Here is a 16014-nt window from a genome sequence, read left to right on the forward strand (position 1 = left end):
AGAAAAAGGAGAGAAGGTCGAGGAGGTCGGTTTTGGGGGGGGGGGGGGCGCCCCCCCCCCCCCCCCCCCCCACCACGCACCCTGCGACTCACCGCGAGGCAAACGTGTTCTTCGGAGGCTTCAGCACCACGCACGATGCACGCCTACGGCCTGAGAACGCCGAGTACATCAGCAGCGCTTCGTCGTCCTGGCGGATCGGAGATGCCCCGGCACGCTGTGTGGCGCGGGGCGGGAACCGGCGGATCCTGGTCCTGGGCGCGTGCGGGGCCACCGACCTTGAACTGGCTTCCCTGTCCGACGCCGAGCTGCCAGCCGACATCGCCTGGCGCTGGCCTGGCGTCTACGCGGTCGTCGAAGAACACCCTGACCGCGCATTGCTGCACACCGATCCGGCCGCCACGCTGCCTGTCTATGCGACGCCTTGGCAGGGCGGGTGGGCCTGGTCCACCTCCACCCGGCTGCTCGCCCGGCTTGTCGAGGCGCCCATAGACGTGCAACGGCTCGCCTGCTCCGTACTTGCCCCGTCGGCACCGGCCCTGGCCGGTGCGAAGACCTTTTTCACCGGCATCGAGCAGCTGGCTCCGGGGAGCCGGATCGAACTCCCCGCTGACGGCAGCCGCTTCACGACCACTGTGCAATGGCGGCCCGATCCGACCCCGGGCAATCCGCACCGCCGGCTGCGTGCCGCTCTGGCGGAGGCGGTCGCCCTGCGAGCGAAGGACGCCCCGGACCTGTCATGCGACCTGTCGGGGGGACTGGACTCCACCACGATCGCCGTCCTGGCCGCAGCATCACTGCCAGGCCCCCGACGTCTGAACGCGATCACGGTCCACCCGCAGGGCGATGAGAGCGGGGCGGACCTCAGATACGCGCGCCTGGCCGCCGACGCACACCGCCACCGGATCCGCCACCATCTCCTGCCGCTGACCGCCGAACACTTGCCGTACACCGAGATCACCGCGGTCCCTGCGACCGGAGAGCCCGCGCCCTCGACCCTCACCCGCGCCCGCCTGGTCGGGCAGCTCGACTGGATGCGCCAACACCTGGGCAACCGAACTCATTTGACCGGGGACGGCGGCGACAGCGTCCTGTTCCAGCCGCCCGCGCACCTCGCCGACCTCGTGCGTCATCGCGAGTGGCGGCGCACAGTGGGCGAAACCCTCGGCTGGGCACGGCTTCGGCACACCTCCCTCACCCCGCTCCTGCGCGACGCCGCGGCCCTGGCACGGAGCAGCCGCCGCGACGGACTCCAGGACCTGAGTCGTCACCTCGCCGGGGCGACGCGCCGGGAGGACGGCCGAGGCAACATCTGCTGGTTCACGACCCCGCCCCAGCCCCCTTGGGCCACGCCCGCGGCCCGACGGCTCCTGCTGGACGCGGCGGCCGAGGCAATCGACACCGAAGACCCTCTCCCGGGCCTGGACATATCGGTGCGCGTCCTCATCGAGGAGATCCGCGAGGTCGCCCGCACCGCGTCCGCCGACGCCGAACTCGCCGCCGCATGCGGCACCACCCTGCACAACCCCTTCCTCGACCCGCGCGTCATGGACGCCGTCCTACGCACCCCGATCGAGCACCGCCCAGCGGTCCACGCCTACAAACCCGTCCTCGGCCGCGCGATGCAGGACCTCCTTCCCGAGGCCGTCGCCCACCGCAGCACCAAGGGCAGCTTCAACAGCGACCACTACGCCGGCATGCGCGCCAACCTGCCCGCCCTTATGGCCCTGGCCGACGGCCACCTCGCCGCCCTGGGGCTCCTCGAACCGGCCCACTTCCGTCGCCACCTGCGTCAGGCCGCCATCGGCATCCCGATGCCCCTGGCCACGATCGAGCAAGCCCTGAGCGCCGAGGCGTGGCTCCACGCTTACTACGCCGCCCAGGACCCGCAGTGGACAACACAACCATCGGAGCGTCCCCGTGCATGACCTCCCCCGTTTCGTCACCGCTCCGCGCTACGTCCGGGCCCTGGACTTCGGCCACATCATGGTCCTTGTCGACTACCGCTCCAACCGGGTCCAGTCCCTCTTCCCCGCCGCGGCGGCTCACTGGACGGCAGCCGCCCGCACCGGCCGCCTGGACGCAGTGCCCGCCGGCCTCGTGGCACATCTCCTGACCTCCGGATTCCTCATCCCGAAGTCCGCCGCGACACCCTGGTCAGCCCCCGTCGTGGCCCCACCCGCGCCGCCGAGCTGGGGAGGAGCCGAGCACCCCGCCGGGGCCAGCCGCCCTCAAGGTCCCCGCCGTCACGGCGCCGCCGCAGCCGCCGCTCTGGCCTCCATCCTTGCGATCAAGACCTTGGGCCCCGCCCGGTACACGATGCAGCGCATCACCACCGCGGTGAACGCCACCGCGTCAAGGTGCTGTCGCCCGGCTACCTCCGCTCAGGCAACGGCCGCCGTCCTCGCCGTGCGCCACGCCTGCTGGTATTCCCCAGCCCGAACTGCCTGCCTGGAAGAGTCCGCCGCCACCGTCGTCCTCCTCGCGGCGCGGCGGCTGTCCGTAACCTGGCGCCACGGCGTCGCGCCGGACCCCGTACGACTGCACGCCTGGGTAGAGACTGAGGACGGCACCCCCGTCGCCGAGCCCTCCTCGACGCTCGCCTACACGCCCGCCCTCGCCATCGGAGGCCATCATCAGCACCAGCCCTGAGCCGACCCTGTGGCTCAGCACCGACACCTGTGCTCTCGGTCCCTACCGCGCCGACCTGGTCGAAACGTACTGGCGCTGGGAACAGGACCCCACCCTCCTCGTCGGCTACGGCCGCCAGAGCCCCGAGTCCCTCGAAGCCCGTACCGAGGGCATGACCCACCAGCTCCGCGGCGAGAACATCCGCTTCACCATCTACGACCTGAGCACCGGAACTCCCACGCCCGCCGGCGTCGCCACCCTCCTGCCGGACCACTCCGTACGGACCGCCGAGTACGTGATCATGCTCGCGGCTGAAGCCCGCGGTCGCGGACTGGGAACCGCGGCGACCCGGCTCACCCTCGATTACGCGTTTCACATCACCAACCTGCGGATGGTCTGGCTCAAGGTCCTCGCCCCGAACACCGCCGGCATCCGCGCCTACGAGAAGGCCGGATTCCGCACAGTCGGGGCGATGCGTGAGGCCGGGTACTGGCTCGGTGAGGTCTGCGGCGAGGTCGTCATGGACGCCCTCGCCAGGGACTTCACCGGCCCGTCCGCCGCCCGGGCGGCACTGGGCGATAGCCGCTGACCGTCAGGTTGGACTCGGGTGGCGCCGAGCGGCCGAAGTCGTTCATCACCGAGCAGCGCCGAGGTACCAACATCGTTGTTCGTGCCCGGACGTGGAGGCCGCCTCGGTACGTTGACTCGTCATGAAGCCGTTCACATTTCAGCAGGGCAAGGGGTTATGGGAGGCCGGTCGCGCGCCATCCTTGCTCCACGCGTACTGCACCGTCGATCTCGGCCGCAATCCGGAACTCGGAGAGCTCGTCCGCGGCGTCCGCGAGGCCACCCAGGACGACCCCCTGACCCACGTCGACGACGAGTGGTTCCACATCACGCTCTACCAGCTGAGTTCACAAGCCGCCCACGATGTCCTGGAAGTAGAACGGCAGTCGCTTGCCAGCGAGTTGACCACGCAGATGCGCTCCATCGCCCCGTTCACCATCACGGTCGGCAGCCCTCTGGCGTACGCTACCGGGATTCTTTTTGATCTTGGACCGGACGAGCCGCTGAACGAACTACGGACCGCCGCCACTCGCGCCTTCGAGCTCGTCTACGGTGCCGACGCGACGGCGTACGAGACCGGGGTACTGCACCTGACCGAGTCGTACGCCACGGCCGAGGTCTCCATGGATCACTTCCACCAGATTCACCGGCGCCTGCGCCGCGTCCGCCCGAGCCACGCCCCGCTACGCATCGACTCCATCGAGCTGGTCGACGTCACCGCCAACTCGGAGAAGAAGACGATCACGTGGGACACCCTGGCCACGGTTCCCCTCCTCGGGGACTCCGGAGCGACTACGTGACGCTGGATGCCCTTGAGCCGCACCACGCCGCCCGACCACCCAAGCGGGCGAAGACCGATCACGCCGGAGCAACGACAGAACTCGCCTTAGCCGGCTGCGAGCCGGTCGAACAGTATCCGGGACGGACGTCTATCCCGTTCCTCGTCCGCTGCCTCATCGAAACGTGTCCGGGCCGCAGGCCGTTCCACACCTACCTGAGCCAGATGCGCGCACTGCGCGGCGACTCAGCCTGCCAGCACTGCCGCGCCCGACGCCGGGCGAACGAGCGCCGAGCCGAGATGATCAGCTGTGGCCGTATCCTCCCCCTGGAGGTCATCCACGACGTCAAGCAGCCGGTCCGAGGGTGGTGCATGCGATGTTGGAACGTCGTCGACAAGCCCCGCCTGGACAATATCCGCTCCGGTCAGGGTGGCTGCGAACACTGCGGCGGGAAGAGGCGGTTCACTGAGCGGGAGGCACGGCGGATTGCCAGGGCCTGGGGCTACGATCCGCTGCCCGAGATCGCCTACGAGAACGACACCACGAAGTGGCCCGGCCTATGCCTTGCCCAGGGCCATTTCTGCACGCCCAACCTGAACATGCGGTTCCAGAGCGGGCCGTGCGCTTCGTGTGCCGACTACGGATTCAAGCCCAATCGGCCGGCCCTGCTCTACCTCGTGATCAGCCCCCGCCTGGATGCCGCCAAGATCGGCATATGCGAGGACAGCCCGAAGAACCAGCGGCTGTACGAGCACGGCCGTACCGGCTGGACCCTGTGCAAGGTGATGCAGTTTCCTCTCGGGCGGGACGCGCGCAAGTTGGAGCAGGCCATCGTCAGGTCCTGGCGTGAGCGCGGCTGGACGACGGTCACAGATGGCGGGCTGGCCTACAACGGCTACACCGAAACCGTGTCCCTCCACGTGATCACCGAGGCCGACATCTGGGCTGAAGTCGCTACAGCCGCTTCCGCTCTTCTCGCAGGCGCCTCGGCGCCCCCGCCCATTCCTCTTGACCGTATCGGCCGAGCCCGTTAGCCCCGGCAGTCATGTGTGACGCTGGTCGCATAGGTGGAACTTGGAGGACATCCGATGCGACACCCCGCCACCTTGGCGGAGGCGACACGCACCCCTTCGGCGCACGCTTGGAAAGCGACACGACCTGCGGGGACACAACGTGTGCAGCAACTAACTCGGGCGCGCTGTTGGATCTTTCGCCCGACGCTTCCCGCCCGACTTCTCGGGCTCGGCCTCAATCCGAGCGGGCGACCAACGCGCCGCGGCGACCCTCGATGGTGACCTCTGACCCGTCGGCGTCAGCCACATGGGCTGCCAGTGCTTCGCGTACGTGGACCTGGACGGCGGTGTACTCGCTGCTGCCATAGACCGCCAGCAGGTCGTCGCGCTCCACCTGACCGGTGCCCGGCACTGCCGGGCACCCCTGCAGCACCGACGCTCCGTGGTGCTCGACCAGCCGGTCCGCTGCGCTGAGTACAACAGCACGGACGGCCGTAGCCGGGGCGCTGTCAGCGCTCGCCACCTTCGCCTGCTCGGTGATCGCGGCAGCCAGCAGGACCACCGCTCGGGTGTGGCGGGGCTCTTCCATCCGGTCGGCAGATCCATAGGCGTGCCACCGCAGAAGCTGATCGGCTGCGGAGGCCGCGAACTCCCAAAGCGACTCCGGCGCGTGGCCATCCGCCCGTACCCGCAGCCGGACCCGGGGCTTTCCTTCGCCCACGATGTCCAGCGCCTCCGGCCAGGGCACGGCCTGGTGCGGCCCTGGGCCTTCGCGAATCCTGCGCCGGCCTTCTGCGTCGGTGTCCCAGGCGTAGTACCACGCCTGCAGGGCTGCCGTGGACACCTCGGGCGGCAGGTGCTCCCCGCGCTCTCCCAGCTCGTTCACCCGCACCACCATTTCCTGGCAGGATGGTATTTCCCCCCACGGGTACAGGGCGATGGCTTCGGGCCTCCCCCGGCCGTCCACGAGTGTGATGGCCCCGCAGAAGGGCGCACCCGCCCGCACACTGGCCAGCTGGGCGGTCACGGACATCGCAGGGTTGCGCAGCACGATCAAGTCGTCGATCATCCCCGTGCGTACCCATCGGTCCTGTCGTTCGTACGCGCCCCACAGCCGCGCCTTCTCAGCCGGAAGCCAGTTCCTCGTATGCGCCAGCACCACCTCGCGCGGCGGCAACGCCGAGGCCGCCAAGAACACGCCGCACCCGTCCGGGGCCGCGGGCTCGTGGCATTCCGACCAGGGGTAGCTCATGACGTATACGCACGGAACCCGGCCAACGGCGGCCTCCGGCGCCGGACCGTACACGACGCGGGACAAGGGCACACGCCAGCCATCCATCAGCCCTTCCTTCACTGCCCTGGCCATCGCGGTCACGAGTGTCCCTTCCCTGGGAGTGGCATCGCCCACGGTCCATGGGAGCGCTGTACCACGAGCGCAGAATGCGCGCGCGCTGGACCGTCTGCGCCCAGGCGGGCATCGGTCGCGCGACGCATGTCCTCCCCGATGTCCATGGGCGGGACGGTACGTGATCCCTGACCGGCTACGTAAGGCCGTCCCAATCGACTGCCGGGCGGGAGGGGCCCGGCGGCCAACGTGTGTGCTCCACGTTTCGGATCTCTACCCGGTACGGCACCCATGCCTCCACAACCGTCATCTCGGCGGGTGGCAAAGGGAGTTCCGCCCACAGCACCCTGTCATCCCGTAGATCGGTAGCGCTCAGCATCCACCAGTACGCCCAGCCCAGCACAGCTGGGCCGAACAGAGCCGTCGGCGCCCCTTTGTCCGTCGACGTCATGGTGAACATGTACCCGTTGCACCCCCCTGAGCCGCTGGGTGCGGCCCGGTTGTCGCGCAGACGGATTCCGACCAGGCACCGTCCGGGGTCTTCAGACAGCACGGCGGCCACCACCACCTCGTGGTGGCGGGTCATCAGGTCGTCCAGCGCCAGCTCTTCGGGGTAATCCGGCAATGCCATCCCCACAAGAGACTCAGCCCCATGGGCCCATTGCTCGCGCGCGCGGATGCTCGACTCGTACCGGTCACGCATCGCTGGGCTCCACGACGGTGGAATGGCCTCTCGCCAAACCCCCGCCGGCGGGGGCACCAACACTGTCCGAAACAGGTCGAGGCTCGCAGGGAGTTGCCCCGGGGGGATGGCCTCGTGCACCCCGGGCGCCATCGGCGGGACGAGGGAGATTGCCGATTCCGGGTAGTGCGCCGGGTACCGCGTGATATGTACCGACAGGCCCTCGCCCTCGCGGCGGCCGTCCTCCACGTGAGCGTCCACGCGTGCCGCCCCCACCCGGGCACCGGGATACAGGGCGACCAGGGGGTCGGCCGATTCCCACGCGTCAGACCTGACCACCGACACCCTCCCCAAGGCCGTGCAGGATCAACAGAGTTCCGTCCACCATCATTCTTGCGGCCTTCACGGGTTGGAACGCAAGACAACGTCGGTACTCGCTGTCTTCTTCAGCGGCGTACCCACCTCACTATGGGCCTGCCGGTAGGTGAGCGCCCAACCGAAGCGGAATTCCCGCGCACCAAGGCGGCGTCCTCGGAGACAGGCGCATCGATCTCCAACGGGGGTCTCGATGCTCGATTCAGTGCCCCCCCCCTGCTGGTGCATACCGCGAGCACCCGGGGCTGCCCGCTCCTCAATTGGCTGTGGAGGTCTGAACAGGAGTCGATTCGCGGTGCGTCTCGGCATGACAAAACACGATCGCTCTGACGGAGTTCCTCCCTCACGACGGCTCGACCGCCGGACTCGACCACCCCTCCGTCGCCGTCTTCTGGCTCGGCAGGCGGCCAAGCCTGAACCACCTCAAAGCGGGAACAGGCCGAACGGCCACGGCGCCGTTGTCTCCGGCGACGACTGGGTTCCCGCACCGCCAAGGAGACCGCGGGCGGCACTAGGCACTCCTCGACCGCCGCTGATGGTCTCCCAGGTCCCCGCAGGGTGCAGGCGCACACCGAGACAGCGGACCCGCATGCGTGCGTCGCGGTGTGCCAGCGGGTGCTCGCAGACCGCGACGCCGCTGGCTACACTCGTCGACCATCCGATCACGGATGCCCGTCCGCCGCGGTCACAGGTGCCCACCAGCACGCACACTCTCTGGAGGCCGCCCCATGACCGTGCCCCTGCTCCTCGTCGACGGACACAACCTGCTGCACCGGGCCTGGTTCGGATTCGCCGCGCGCGTCCTCACCCGGGACAAGACTCTGGACCGTACGGGGGTCTTCGGGTTCGCCGCCCTGCTACGCAAGGCCCAGGCCCAGCACGCGACCGGCTACGAGATCTTCGTCGCCTTCGACTCCGAGACCGGTACCGACAAACGCACATCGCAGGACAGCACCTACAAGGCCCATCGCCCGGCGCCCGACCCGGGGATGATGGAATCCGTCGCCTACGTGAAAGCCGGTCTCGACGACAGCGGGGTGCGGTGGATTGAGCACGACAGCTGTGAGGCCGACGACGTCGTCGCCACCCTCGCCGCCCGCGCCCGCGCCACCGGGCGGCGGGTGGACATCATGAGCGCCGACAAGGACTTCATCCAGCTCCTCGCCGACCCGTACGTCCGTCTGCTGAACACTGGGATGCGCGAGGACCTCCGCTACACCTCGGGCGAGCACATCGAGCCCCGCTACGGGGTACGCGCCGAGCAATGGCCGGACTTCAGAGCGTTGACCGGCGACCCCTCGGACGGCATCGCCGGGGTGCGCGGCGTCGGCCCCAAGACCGCCGCCCGTCTCCTGGCCGGCGGGCGCCGACTGGAGAACATTCCCGCCGACGACCTGCGCCCGGCCTGGGCAGCACAGTGGAAGCAGGTCCGCCGCTGGCGCGAGATGATCACCCTGGCCACGAAGGCGGACGTTCCCGAGAACCTTCTCACCGCAATGGCAACCGCCCCGCTGCCCAGCGCACCCGTGCTCCTGGAAGCCCTGGACCTGTGGTGAGCGGGACTGTGCTGTGGGACCTCGACGGCACGCTCAGCCACCGATGGCACGGCGCCTGGGCCGAATGCCTCCTGGAAGTCCTCGACGCCCAACACCCGGGCCACTGGTAGACGTTCCCCGCCATATGCGACGCGCTCGCGGTCGGCTTCCCCTGGCACACTGCCCACGGACTATTCGCGGGCTGGGCATGCATCCACCGTGCCCCGGGCCTGGCAGATCCGCATCCGGACGCCCGACCGTTCGACTCGTCGTGCCCGCGCCGGTCGATGCAATACCGTTGGGTGGGAGGGAAAGGGGGCCAGTGCGACGAATGCCCACGTCACGCACGGTCGGCGAGCGCCGGGCGGAGGGGTCGTTCGCTGCGACCTTCTTCGCCCTAGGGGCAGCCGTTGCGGCGCTGGCTGCAACGAGCGCGTTCGTCGTGCGCTCTCAGCTGCTGCACGAAGAGCATGCAACGGCGTACGCCGTGATCTTGATCGTGCCTCTGGTCACGTCGGCCGTGGTCTTCGCCGCGGCAAAGGTCGCCTTCGCCCGCCGCCCGGCTCGCTGGCAGCACGCGATTGCCGCAACGGCCGTGCTCGCCGGCATCACCGTCTCCGCAGCCCCCGTGGCTGAGCGATCTTTCCCGGATCCCATGGCACGCTTCGATCGTGAGCTGGGCGGCCCGGGGCAATGCCTGCACCACAGCCCCTACGCCAGCGAAGATCAGTTTCCGCAAGCCGCACAAATCGTCTTCGACCCCTTGCTGCCTGGCCGGATGATCATCACGCCAGCGAAAGAGACAGCGCCGCCTCTGCGCCTGGACCATGCCGTCCGAGGCGGAACCCACGCCTTGACGCCGGCCGACGCACAGTCCCAGCAGATCCTGGCATCCCACCGCTGCTGAATGGCTGACCAGCCAGCCCACCGCATGCGTCCCCACCCTGCGCCGAGCGCACGGTGGACACCTGCCGAAGAACGGAGGCCGGCGGGCGGGCCACGCAAAGCCAGCGCCCCATCGTCACCGATCGATTCGTGACCTGACTGCTGCACCACCTCGGCCTCTCCGATGCCGAGGCGCTGGCCGACCGCCTTTCGGGGACGGTCACGTGGCGGGTGCAACCTCCAAGCCTCTGAGAATCTCACCGGCGTAGCCAGTTCCGTGCCCGTGCCCCGGTAGCCGATCGGTCAGGCAGCGTCGGCAAAGGGGACAAGGAGCGCCGCACGGTCTGCCAGCGTGCACTCGTGTCCGGGGCGCTGACGCGTACAGTCCGCTGCGTGCGCGGCGCAGATGAGGTCCGACCAGAGTCGCAGTACGACGAACATCGGTGCGTCCGGTGCGTAGATGGCAAGGCGCTTCACGTAGAAGCCCACGCCTTCCAGTGCGGGCGGGGAGACGAAGTCCGTCACGATTCGCACCACCGCCTCGCGGTCCCGGATAAGGGGCAAGGCGCGGGTGTACGGGAGGGTGTGGATCATCTCAGCGCGGGTGCCCGCCTCCCGGGCAAGCGAGTGGAGCACCGCACCGAGGACGTACACGGCAGCGCTCCTCCCGTCCAGCGCGTCGGCTCGGATGCCTGTGTGGTCGCACGCTTGCCGCCATCCGTCGCGCACGTCGGCCGCTTGCTGGGGGTCATGGGTCTGCCACCAGGCGTGCATCAGCCCAGCTTGAGCCAGGCACGCCTCGGGCAGGGTCTGCGCGCTGGCTCTGGCCCGGTCGCGGGCGGACTGATAGGCGTCGCCGGTGTACGCGGCAATGACGTGGGCCGCCGTCCGTGATGCCTCGCAGCGCTGTGCCACGGTCATCTGCACTGCTACGGCCGCCGGGTCAGCCGTCTCGGTGATCGCGCGGACCAAGGAGCGGAACTCGCGGCCGGGGCCGTCCGTCCCGCCAGTCAGGTCGTCCGGCAGGGCCCCGTCGTGCAGCACAGCTGCAGTCCGCCGTGCCATCGCCACCAGAAGCCCGACGGCCGCCGGCTCGGTCAGGCCGTCGAGGAGGCTCTCCGCGCATGCCGTGCACCCATCGCCAGCGGCGCCGAGTACCAGTCCGAGCTGCCGTCGGCTGTGGTCGCTGATCCGGTCCCGGGGGTCGAGGGTGACGGGAATCTGCGGGTGCTGATGGGGCACGGCTCTTGCCTCTCGGTCACTCCAGGGTGGTGGCTGGTCCGGACGCCTCCAGTGTCCGTTTCGCACTGTCATGCGGCAATCCGAACAACATCGGCACGCGCCGCAGTGGAGCGGAAGTGCCGGGCGACGGACAGAAGGGCGTCGTTGTCGTCCCGCGGGCGGCTGGACTGTCGCTCGGCGTCGGCCAGGCCCACAGTCCGGGCCGGGTGTAGGCCACGTGTACGGGAAGCGATCCCGGCCCTGATCTGATCGGCGGTGACGGCAGCAAGCAGTTCGTCGCCGGTCAGGCCGGCCTTGCGATGCCGGGCTTCGCTCTCTTCCCTGACCTGTGCATCGAGGTAAGGGAGGATCCGGTAATGGCCGTCGCGGATCTCGATGGTGCGCCGGTAGAGCTTGATGGCGATGCCGGAGAAAAGCCGGCGGTCGGACTGTTCGATCGGCAGCACGGCCTTCGGGGCCTCGCTGTAGTACGCGAGCCACAGCGGACGCAGGCCGTGATGGACGCGGTGCTGGCGGATCCAGCGGCGCAGATGCTGGGCGTGGTCGGCGCCTGTGGGGATCAGCCAGCCCGCCAAGGTGAGCAGGGCACCGCCGTCGCCGCAGATCCACGCGAGCGTCTCCCACGCCTCGAAGCTGCCGCCGAACTGGCTGGCGATCACGTTGCCGAGCCGCACGGCGCTGGAGCCGAGCGTGACGAGAGCGCCGACGGTCACGAAGCGCAGGCCATTGCGGACCGATGCGCGGGCACTTCGGCGGGCCAGGCGCCAGCACGCGTGCGCAAGAGCCAGCTCTCCGAGGGAGTAGGCCGTGCAGTACACCGTGAGGTATACGGCGTGCCCCCCGTCGGGCGAATAGTAGAGAGTGAAATCCCGCAGCCTCTGCACCGTCGGCGAGAACAGCAGGAACACCAGCCACAGGACAACGACCACGGCGCCGCCCGTGATGATCCAGCGCCGTGCCACCCGCCGGGCGACCTCCGGCGGCGAGCCCCAGTGGGTCAGCACCACCTGCTGGCAGGCGAGCAGGGCGAGTACACACCCCTGGGACATCGGGACCGTGACATTCGCGGTCCCCAGCGCCTGGTCGACGACCCGGCCTGTCCAGACGAGGGCGAAGAAGAACGACAGCCCCGAGAGCAGGAAAACGCTCGCCAGCGCGCGGGAGGCTGGGTCCTTGCGGCGGACCGGAAGATCGCGCAGCAGACAGAGGTAACCCGCCGCCGCCACGCACAGGCAGACGATGTGCGCGATGTTCTTCATCCTCGGGTCTCCCGCCGGCGCAGCAGCGTACGAGTGACCCGGTCCTGAACCTCATCACCGGAGGACTCGTCGCTGCGCAGCCGGTAATCGATGATCCGGCGCTGCAGAAGATAGGCGAGGCGCTCGGCGTCGCGCTCCGCTTCCTCCTCGTAGTCGGTCCGACCCAGCATCAGCTGGACCGTGGCCAGGTCCAGGCCCGGGAAGTGCTTGGGGCCCAATGCCGATGCTGGCCGGGACTCGTGATGCTTGAGAAGAAGGTGCGCAAATTCGTGCGCGAGGCCATGGTCCAGGAGCTCTGGATCGACCCGTGGGTCGAAGTAGACGTCGATGACGTTCTTGCGCACGACGCAGGCCGCGACCATTTCCTGTTCGCGCGGCTTCAGAACTACTGTGCGGCCAGTGCGACGTGACACCTCGTCAACAAGTTCGCGAATATTGAGGACGTCCGGCAGGTCCAGCTCGGCCAATATGTCTTTCTGGCGCCGACGGGCAGGCCACATTCTACAGTTCCCCTGCTTGATCATTCTTGATGAAGTGCAGCCGCGCTAGGGCTATTTGACGGCCGGAAGGCCCTCTTTTTTCCGATACATGTCCAGCAGGCCCGTGACCGCTGCCTGGCCATCCTCGGAGACATCCGAGAGACGGAGCATGATGCTCTCGATCCCTTCATCCCTCATCAACCCCACGTCCTCCAGAGTCCTGTTGGACCGCTCCGCAACCTGGTCGCTGAACCAGTACAGCAAGGGAACCCCGAAGAACGCTGCCAGAGCCACAAGTTCACTCATCCTTGGGTCGGTGGCCTTGCCCTTGCGGAGGTTGAAGAAATGCGTGTGGCTCATCGACAGCAGTCCGCGCTCCGCCATGCGGGCGACCACTTCTTTGTCGCTATAGGGGCCGCGACCAGGCGGGTGCACCGTGTAGTGAAGGTGCGAGAGGCGCTCGCGGAACACATCCGCATCCCACCCCGGCACCTCTTCCTCAGTTTCTTCCATGATCCTTTTCCCGTACGCTCGATAAACGTCACTTTACGCCATGGATTTCGTTATCTAACACCTGTTGACGCACTGCCCCTGGTGTGGAAAGTTCTCCCTGTCACCGAAGATCGACACGAGTCACCCCTTCGGCCACAGGCGCCATCCCTGTATTTACAGGGGGGACGCGATATGGCTGCGTGATGCAGGACACGTTTCCAAAGCGACATACATCACGTCGCCCCATTCGTCGGCCATCGGAAGGTCCGGAAGTGTCATCGCCAGCAGGATGTTCCAGGCAATCCGCGCATCGAAATTCAGCGCAACTGGATTCCCCTCAAGGTGCCACTGCGCAGGAATCAGATACCTGTCGCCTCGTCGGCTTTTGTGGGATTAGAGTCCTCACGCATCAGTTGCGCCTTAGCAGTTGACGTCTTGTCAGAAGTCCTTGAGCTATGTATGGACTGTCCCGGCGCTTCTGCATATGTTCATCGTCGCTCGTAGGGCAGACCCTGCGAGTGATGGGCATCACGGCAAGAAGCCTCGACAGGCGGAGTGACGCCCGGAAAAGCAGCGGCGTCCGAGAGCGGAAACTCTCGGACGCCAGCCACCGAATGGAGACCTGCCCCGGCAAGGGCACGGAACCCACCTACTGCCGCACCGACCCTTCGCACGGGCACACCGGCGCGGCGCACTTCAAAGGAGAGTGTTGCATGTCAACCCCCCTGCGCGAAAGGTCGGACGAACCGGCCCGCGCGACGGCCCCCGGTTGCGCGCCGGTCGTGCCGGCAACGCGAGGACACCTCCGCTGGAGCGGGGGTACTGCCTGATGGCCCGCATTCGCACCATCAAGCCGGAGGCATTCGAGTCGGAGTCCTTGGCGGAGTGCTCGGTGACGGCAGAGAGAACGTTCTTCGGGCTGCTGACCCAGGCCGACGACGAAGGCCGCCACCGCGACCATCCCGCAATCATCGCCGGACGGCTGTGGGCGCTACGGCCCGAGCACACGCCCGCACATGTCGCCCACGACCTGGACGAACTGGCTGCCGCCAAGCTGATCTGCCGGTACGACGGCTGCGACGGGCGCACGTACCTGCACGTGACGACCTGGCAGCAGCACCAGAAGATCAACAAGGCCACGGATTCGCGGCTGCCCAAATGCCCGCGCCACCACGGCCCGAAGCTGTGCGGCAAGTGCCAGTCGACGACCTGCGCCAGCATCGCGCGCACGGCCGCGCACCCCGCCGCGGAAGTCCCCGAACCGGCACGCCGGGAGGACTCCGGGAATGCTCCGGGACCCCTCCAACCTCCACTTTCAGCCGATTCGCCCCCCAAGCCCGAGACGGCGGGGAGCCACGCCGCCGGGAATGCCGCGTCCGGGAGCGACGCAGGACCTGCTTCCGCCGAGCCAGGCAAACTCGCAGGTCAGAGGCTTGTACTGGTCCGCTCCGGGAACACTCCGGGAGGACTCCGGGAGGACTCCGGTCCTGGATCTAGGATCTTGGATCCTGGATCAGTACCTACGGGGCGCGAGACGCCCGGACCTGAGCCCCTGCCTGGATCGGTCTCTGCGAAGGACCTGGTCGCCGAGTACGCCAGCGGCTGCCGCCGCCGCCCGCCGAGTGACACGCTCGGCCTCCTGGGGCGCAAGATCAAAACGCTGCTCGACGAGGGCTTCGAGACAGAGCACATCCGTACCGCGATGGGCAGGCTGCGGGACAAGGGCCTGCACCCGAGTGTGCTGCCGAGCCTGGTGAACGAGGTCGTGAACGCCTCGCCGCCGTCCTCCGCCCCCGGCGCGGCGCCCTGGGCCACCGGCGCCCGCCCTGCGTACACCCCGTACTTCAACCCGACCGAGCCCACGGGCACCTTCGGAGGCCGACTGTGACCCGCACCCGCCTCGCCGATCCGCTGCCCGCCGTCTCCGACCGGCTGCAGGCCCGGCTCGCCGCGAAGATTGCCTCGCTGGGGATCGACCCCACCAGCGCACCGCTGCCGGACACCCCGGAGCCGATCCCCGCCCTGGAAGCCGCCCAGCGGCGCATCCCAGCCAGTTACCACGAGGCCGTCGCCTCCCACCCCGACGTCGCCCAGTGGGTGCGGACCATCGCCGCCAGTGCCGAGCTCCCGCACACCAACGCTCTCCAGCCGCACCACGGAAGCGGCGGGCGCCGGGTCCTCGCGCACGGGCCCTCGCTGCTGCTCTGGGGCGACACCGGGGTCGGCAAGACCCACCAGGCGTACGGGGCGATCCGCTCGCTGACCGCAGCCGGGTGCGCAGTGCGCTGGCAGGCCATCAAGGTGATCGACCTCTACGCGCAGATGAGCCCGCGCCCCGGCATCGACGTGGAATGGCTGCTGCGCGACCTCATGAGGATCCCGCTGCTTCTGCTGGACGACCTGGGAGCCGGGAAAGCCTCGGAGTGGCGTGAGGACCTGGTCTTCCGCCTGCTGGCCTGGCGCGACGAGCACCGCCTGCCGACGCTGATCACCAGCAACCTTCCGCCACTGCGCACCCAGGAGATGGACCCGCGCCGCAAGGTGCTCCGCGAGCAGGTCGGCGACCGGATCCTGTCCCGGCTGTCAGGCATGTGCTCGGTCGTCGAATTCACCGGCCCGGACAGGCGCTTCCAGCGCCGCTGACCGCGCCCCAGCCCCTGCAGCTCCCCTTTTGCCGCAGCCCGCTGCCGCCCTCGCTCCGCCTCCCCGCCGTCGCCGCCCGCGCCCGCCAGC

15 protein-coding genes are annotated in these 16014 nt (G+C 68.7%); 9 read left to right on the forward strand and 6 right to left on the reverse strand.

The genetic code is table 11. From position 1 onward, the window contains the following. The first annotated feature begins 104 nt into the window (after nt 1-104). From ACZ5PB_RS04845 to ACZ5PB_RS04865, 5 genes are all read left to right on the forward strand, one after another. The gene (locus ACZ5PB_RS04845) at nt 105-1925 is read left to right on the forward strand and encodes an albusnodin/ikarugamycin family macrolactam cyclase (RefSeq protein WP_468687801.1); all 1821 of its coding nucleotides are present in this window, start codon (nt 105-107) and stop codon (nt 1923-1925) included. Further along, the gene (locus tag ACZ5PB_RS04850) at nt 1918-2649 is read left to right on the forward strand and encodes a lasso peptide biosynthesis B2 protein (protein ID WP_468687803.1); all 732 of its coding nucleotides are present in this window, start codon (nt 1918-1920) and stop codon (nt 2647-2649) included. Before ACZ5PB_RS04845 ends, ACZ5PB_RS04850 begins: the two co-directional genes overlap by 8 nt. A 7-nt stretch (nt 2650-2656) precedes the next feature. Then, nucleotides 2657-3217, forward strand: a complete 561-nt coding sequence (locus ACZ5PB_RS04855; protein WP_468688279.1) for a GNAT family N-acetyltransferase — start codon at nt 2657-2659, stop codon at nt 3215-3217. A 121-nt stretch (nt 3218-3338) separates the two neighbouring features. Further along, nucleotides 3339-3995, forward strand: a complete 657-nt coding sequence (locus tag ACZ5PB_RS04860; RefSeq protein WP_468687804.1) for a 2'-5' RNA ligase family protein — start codon at nt 3339-3341, stop codon at nt 3993-3995. Continuing rightward, complete coding sequence (locus ACZ5PB_RS04865; RefSeq protein ID WP_468687805.1) at nt 3992-5008, forward strand: hypothetical protein; 1017 nt, start codon at nt 3992-3994, stop codon at nt 5006-5008. Before ACZ5PB_RS04860 ends, ACZ5PB_RS04865 begins: the two co-directional genes overlap by 4 nt. A gap of 214 nt (nt 5009-5222) precedes the next feature. Here ACZ5PB_RS04865 and ACZ5PB_RS04870 read toward each other — a convergent pair whose 3' ends face one another. Next, a complete protein-coding gene (locus ACZ5PB_RS04870) occupies nt 5223-6362 on the reverse strand; it encodes a hypothetical protein (RefSeq protein ID WP_468687806.1) in 1140 nt (379 codons plus the stop codon). Nucleotides 6363-6528: 166 nt separating this feature from the next. Then, on the reverse strand, nt 6529-7035 hold the full coding sequence (locus ACZ5PB_RS04875; RefSeq protein ID WP_468687808.1) for a hypothetical protein: 507 nt from the start codon (nt 7033-7035) through the stop codon (nt 6529-6531). A 1082-nt stretch (nt 7036-8117) separates the two neighbouring features. Here ACZ5PB_RS04875 and ACZ5PB_RS04880 point away from each other — a divergent pair. Both ACZ5PB_RS04880 and ACZ5PB_RS04885 read left to right on the forward strand, forming a co-directional pair. Beyond that, nucleotides 8118-8945, forward strand: a complete 828-nt coding sequence (locus ACZ5PB_RS04880; protein WP_468687810.1) for a 5'-3' exonuclease — start codon at nt 8118-8120, stop codon at nt 8943-8945. Between the two features lie 310 nt (nt 8946-9255). Then, nucleotides 9256-9831: a hypothetical protein gene (locus tag ACZ5PB_RS04885; RefSeq protein WP_468687812.1), complete on the forward strand. Its 576-nt coding sequence runs from the start codon at nt 9256-9258 to the stop codon at nt 9829-9831. A 281-nt stretch (nt 9832-10112) separates the two neighbouring features. Here ACZ5PB_RS04885 and ACZ5PB_RS04890 read toward each other — a convergent pair whose 3' ends face one another. The 4 genes from ACZ5PB_RS04890 to ACZ5PB_RS04905 form a co-directional block, all read right to left on the reverse strand. Further along, a complete protein-coding gene (locus ACZ5PB_RS04890; RefSeq protein WP_468687813.1) occupies nt 10113-11051 on the reverse strand; it encodes a hypothetical protein in 939 nt (312 codons plus the stop codon). 68 nt (nt 11052-11119) lie between these two features. Continuing rightward, nucleotides 11120-12310, reverse strand: coding sequence for an MAB_1171c family putative transporter (locus ACZ5PB_RS04895; protein ID WP_468687816.1), 1191 nt, complete (start codon nt 12308-12310; stop codon nt 11120-11122). Continuing rightward, nucleotides 12307-12777, reverse strand: a complete 471-nt coding sequence (locus ACZ5PB_RS04900; protein WP_468687818.1) for a hypothetical protein — start codon at nt 12775-12777, stop codon at nt 12307-12309. The genes ACZ5PB_RS04895 and ACZ5PB_RS04900 overlap by 4 nt, the downstream gene beginning before the upstream one ends. 84 nt (nt 12778-12861) lie before the next feature. Continuing rightward, nucleotides 12862-13302: a hypothetical protein gene (locus ACZ5PB_RS04905; protein ID WP_468687819.1), complete on the reverse strand. Its 441-nt coding sequence runs from the start codon at nt 13300-13302 to the stop codon at nt 12862-12864. A gap of 808 nt (nt 13303-14110) precedes the next feature. Between ACZ5PB_RS04905 and ACZ5PB_RS04910 the strand changes: the two genes are divergently transcribed. Both ACZ5PB_RS04910 and ACZ5PB_RS04915 read left to right on the forward strand, forming a co-directional pair. After that, nucleotides 14111-15169 carry a hypothetical protein gene (locus ACZ5PB_RS04910; RefSeq protein ID WP_468687821.1) on the forward strand — a complete coding sequence of 353 codons (1059 nt, stop codon included), beginning with the start codon at nt 14111-14113 and terminating at the stop codon, nt 15167-15169. Next, complete coding sequence (locus ACZ5PB_RS04915) at nt 15166-15924, forward strand: ATP-binding protein (RefSeq protein ID WP_468687822.1); 759 nt, start codon at nt 15166-15168, stop codon at nt 15922-15924. Before ACZ5PB_RS04910 ends, ACZ5PB_RS04915 begins: the two co-directional genes overlap by 4 nt. Nucleotides 15925-16014 lie beyond the last annotated feature (90 nt).

The organism is Streptomyces sp. NPDC032721, assembly GCF_055579625.1.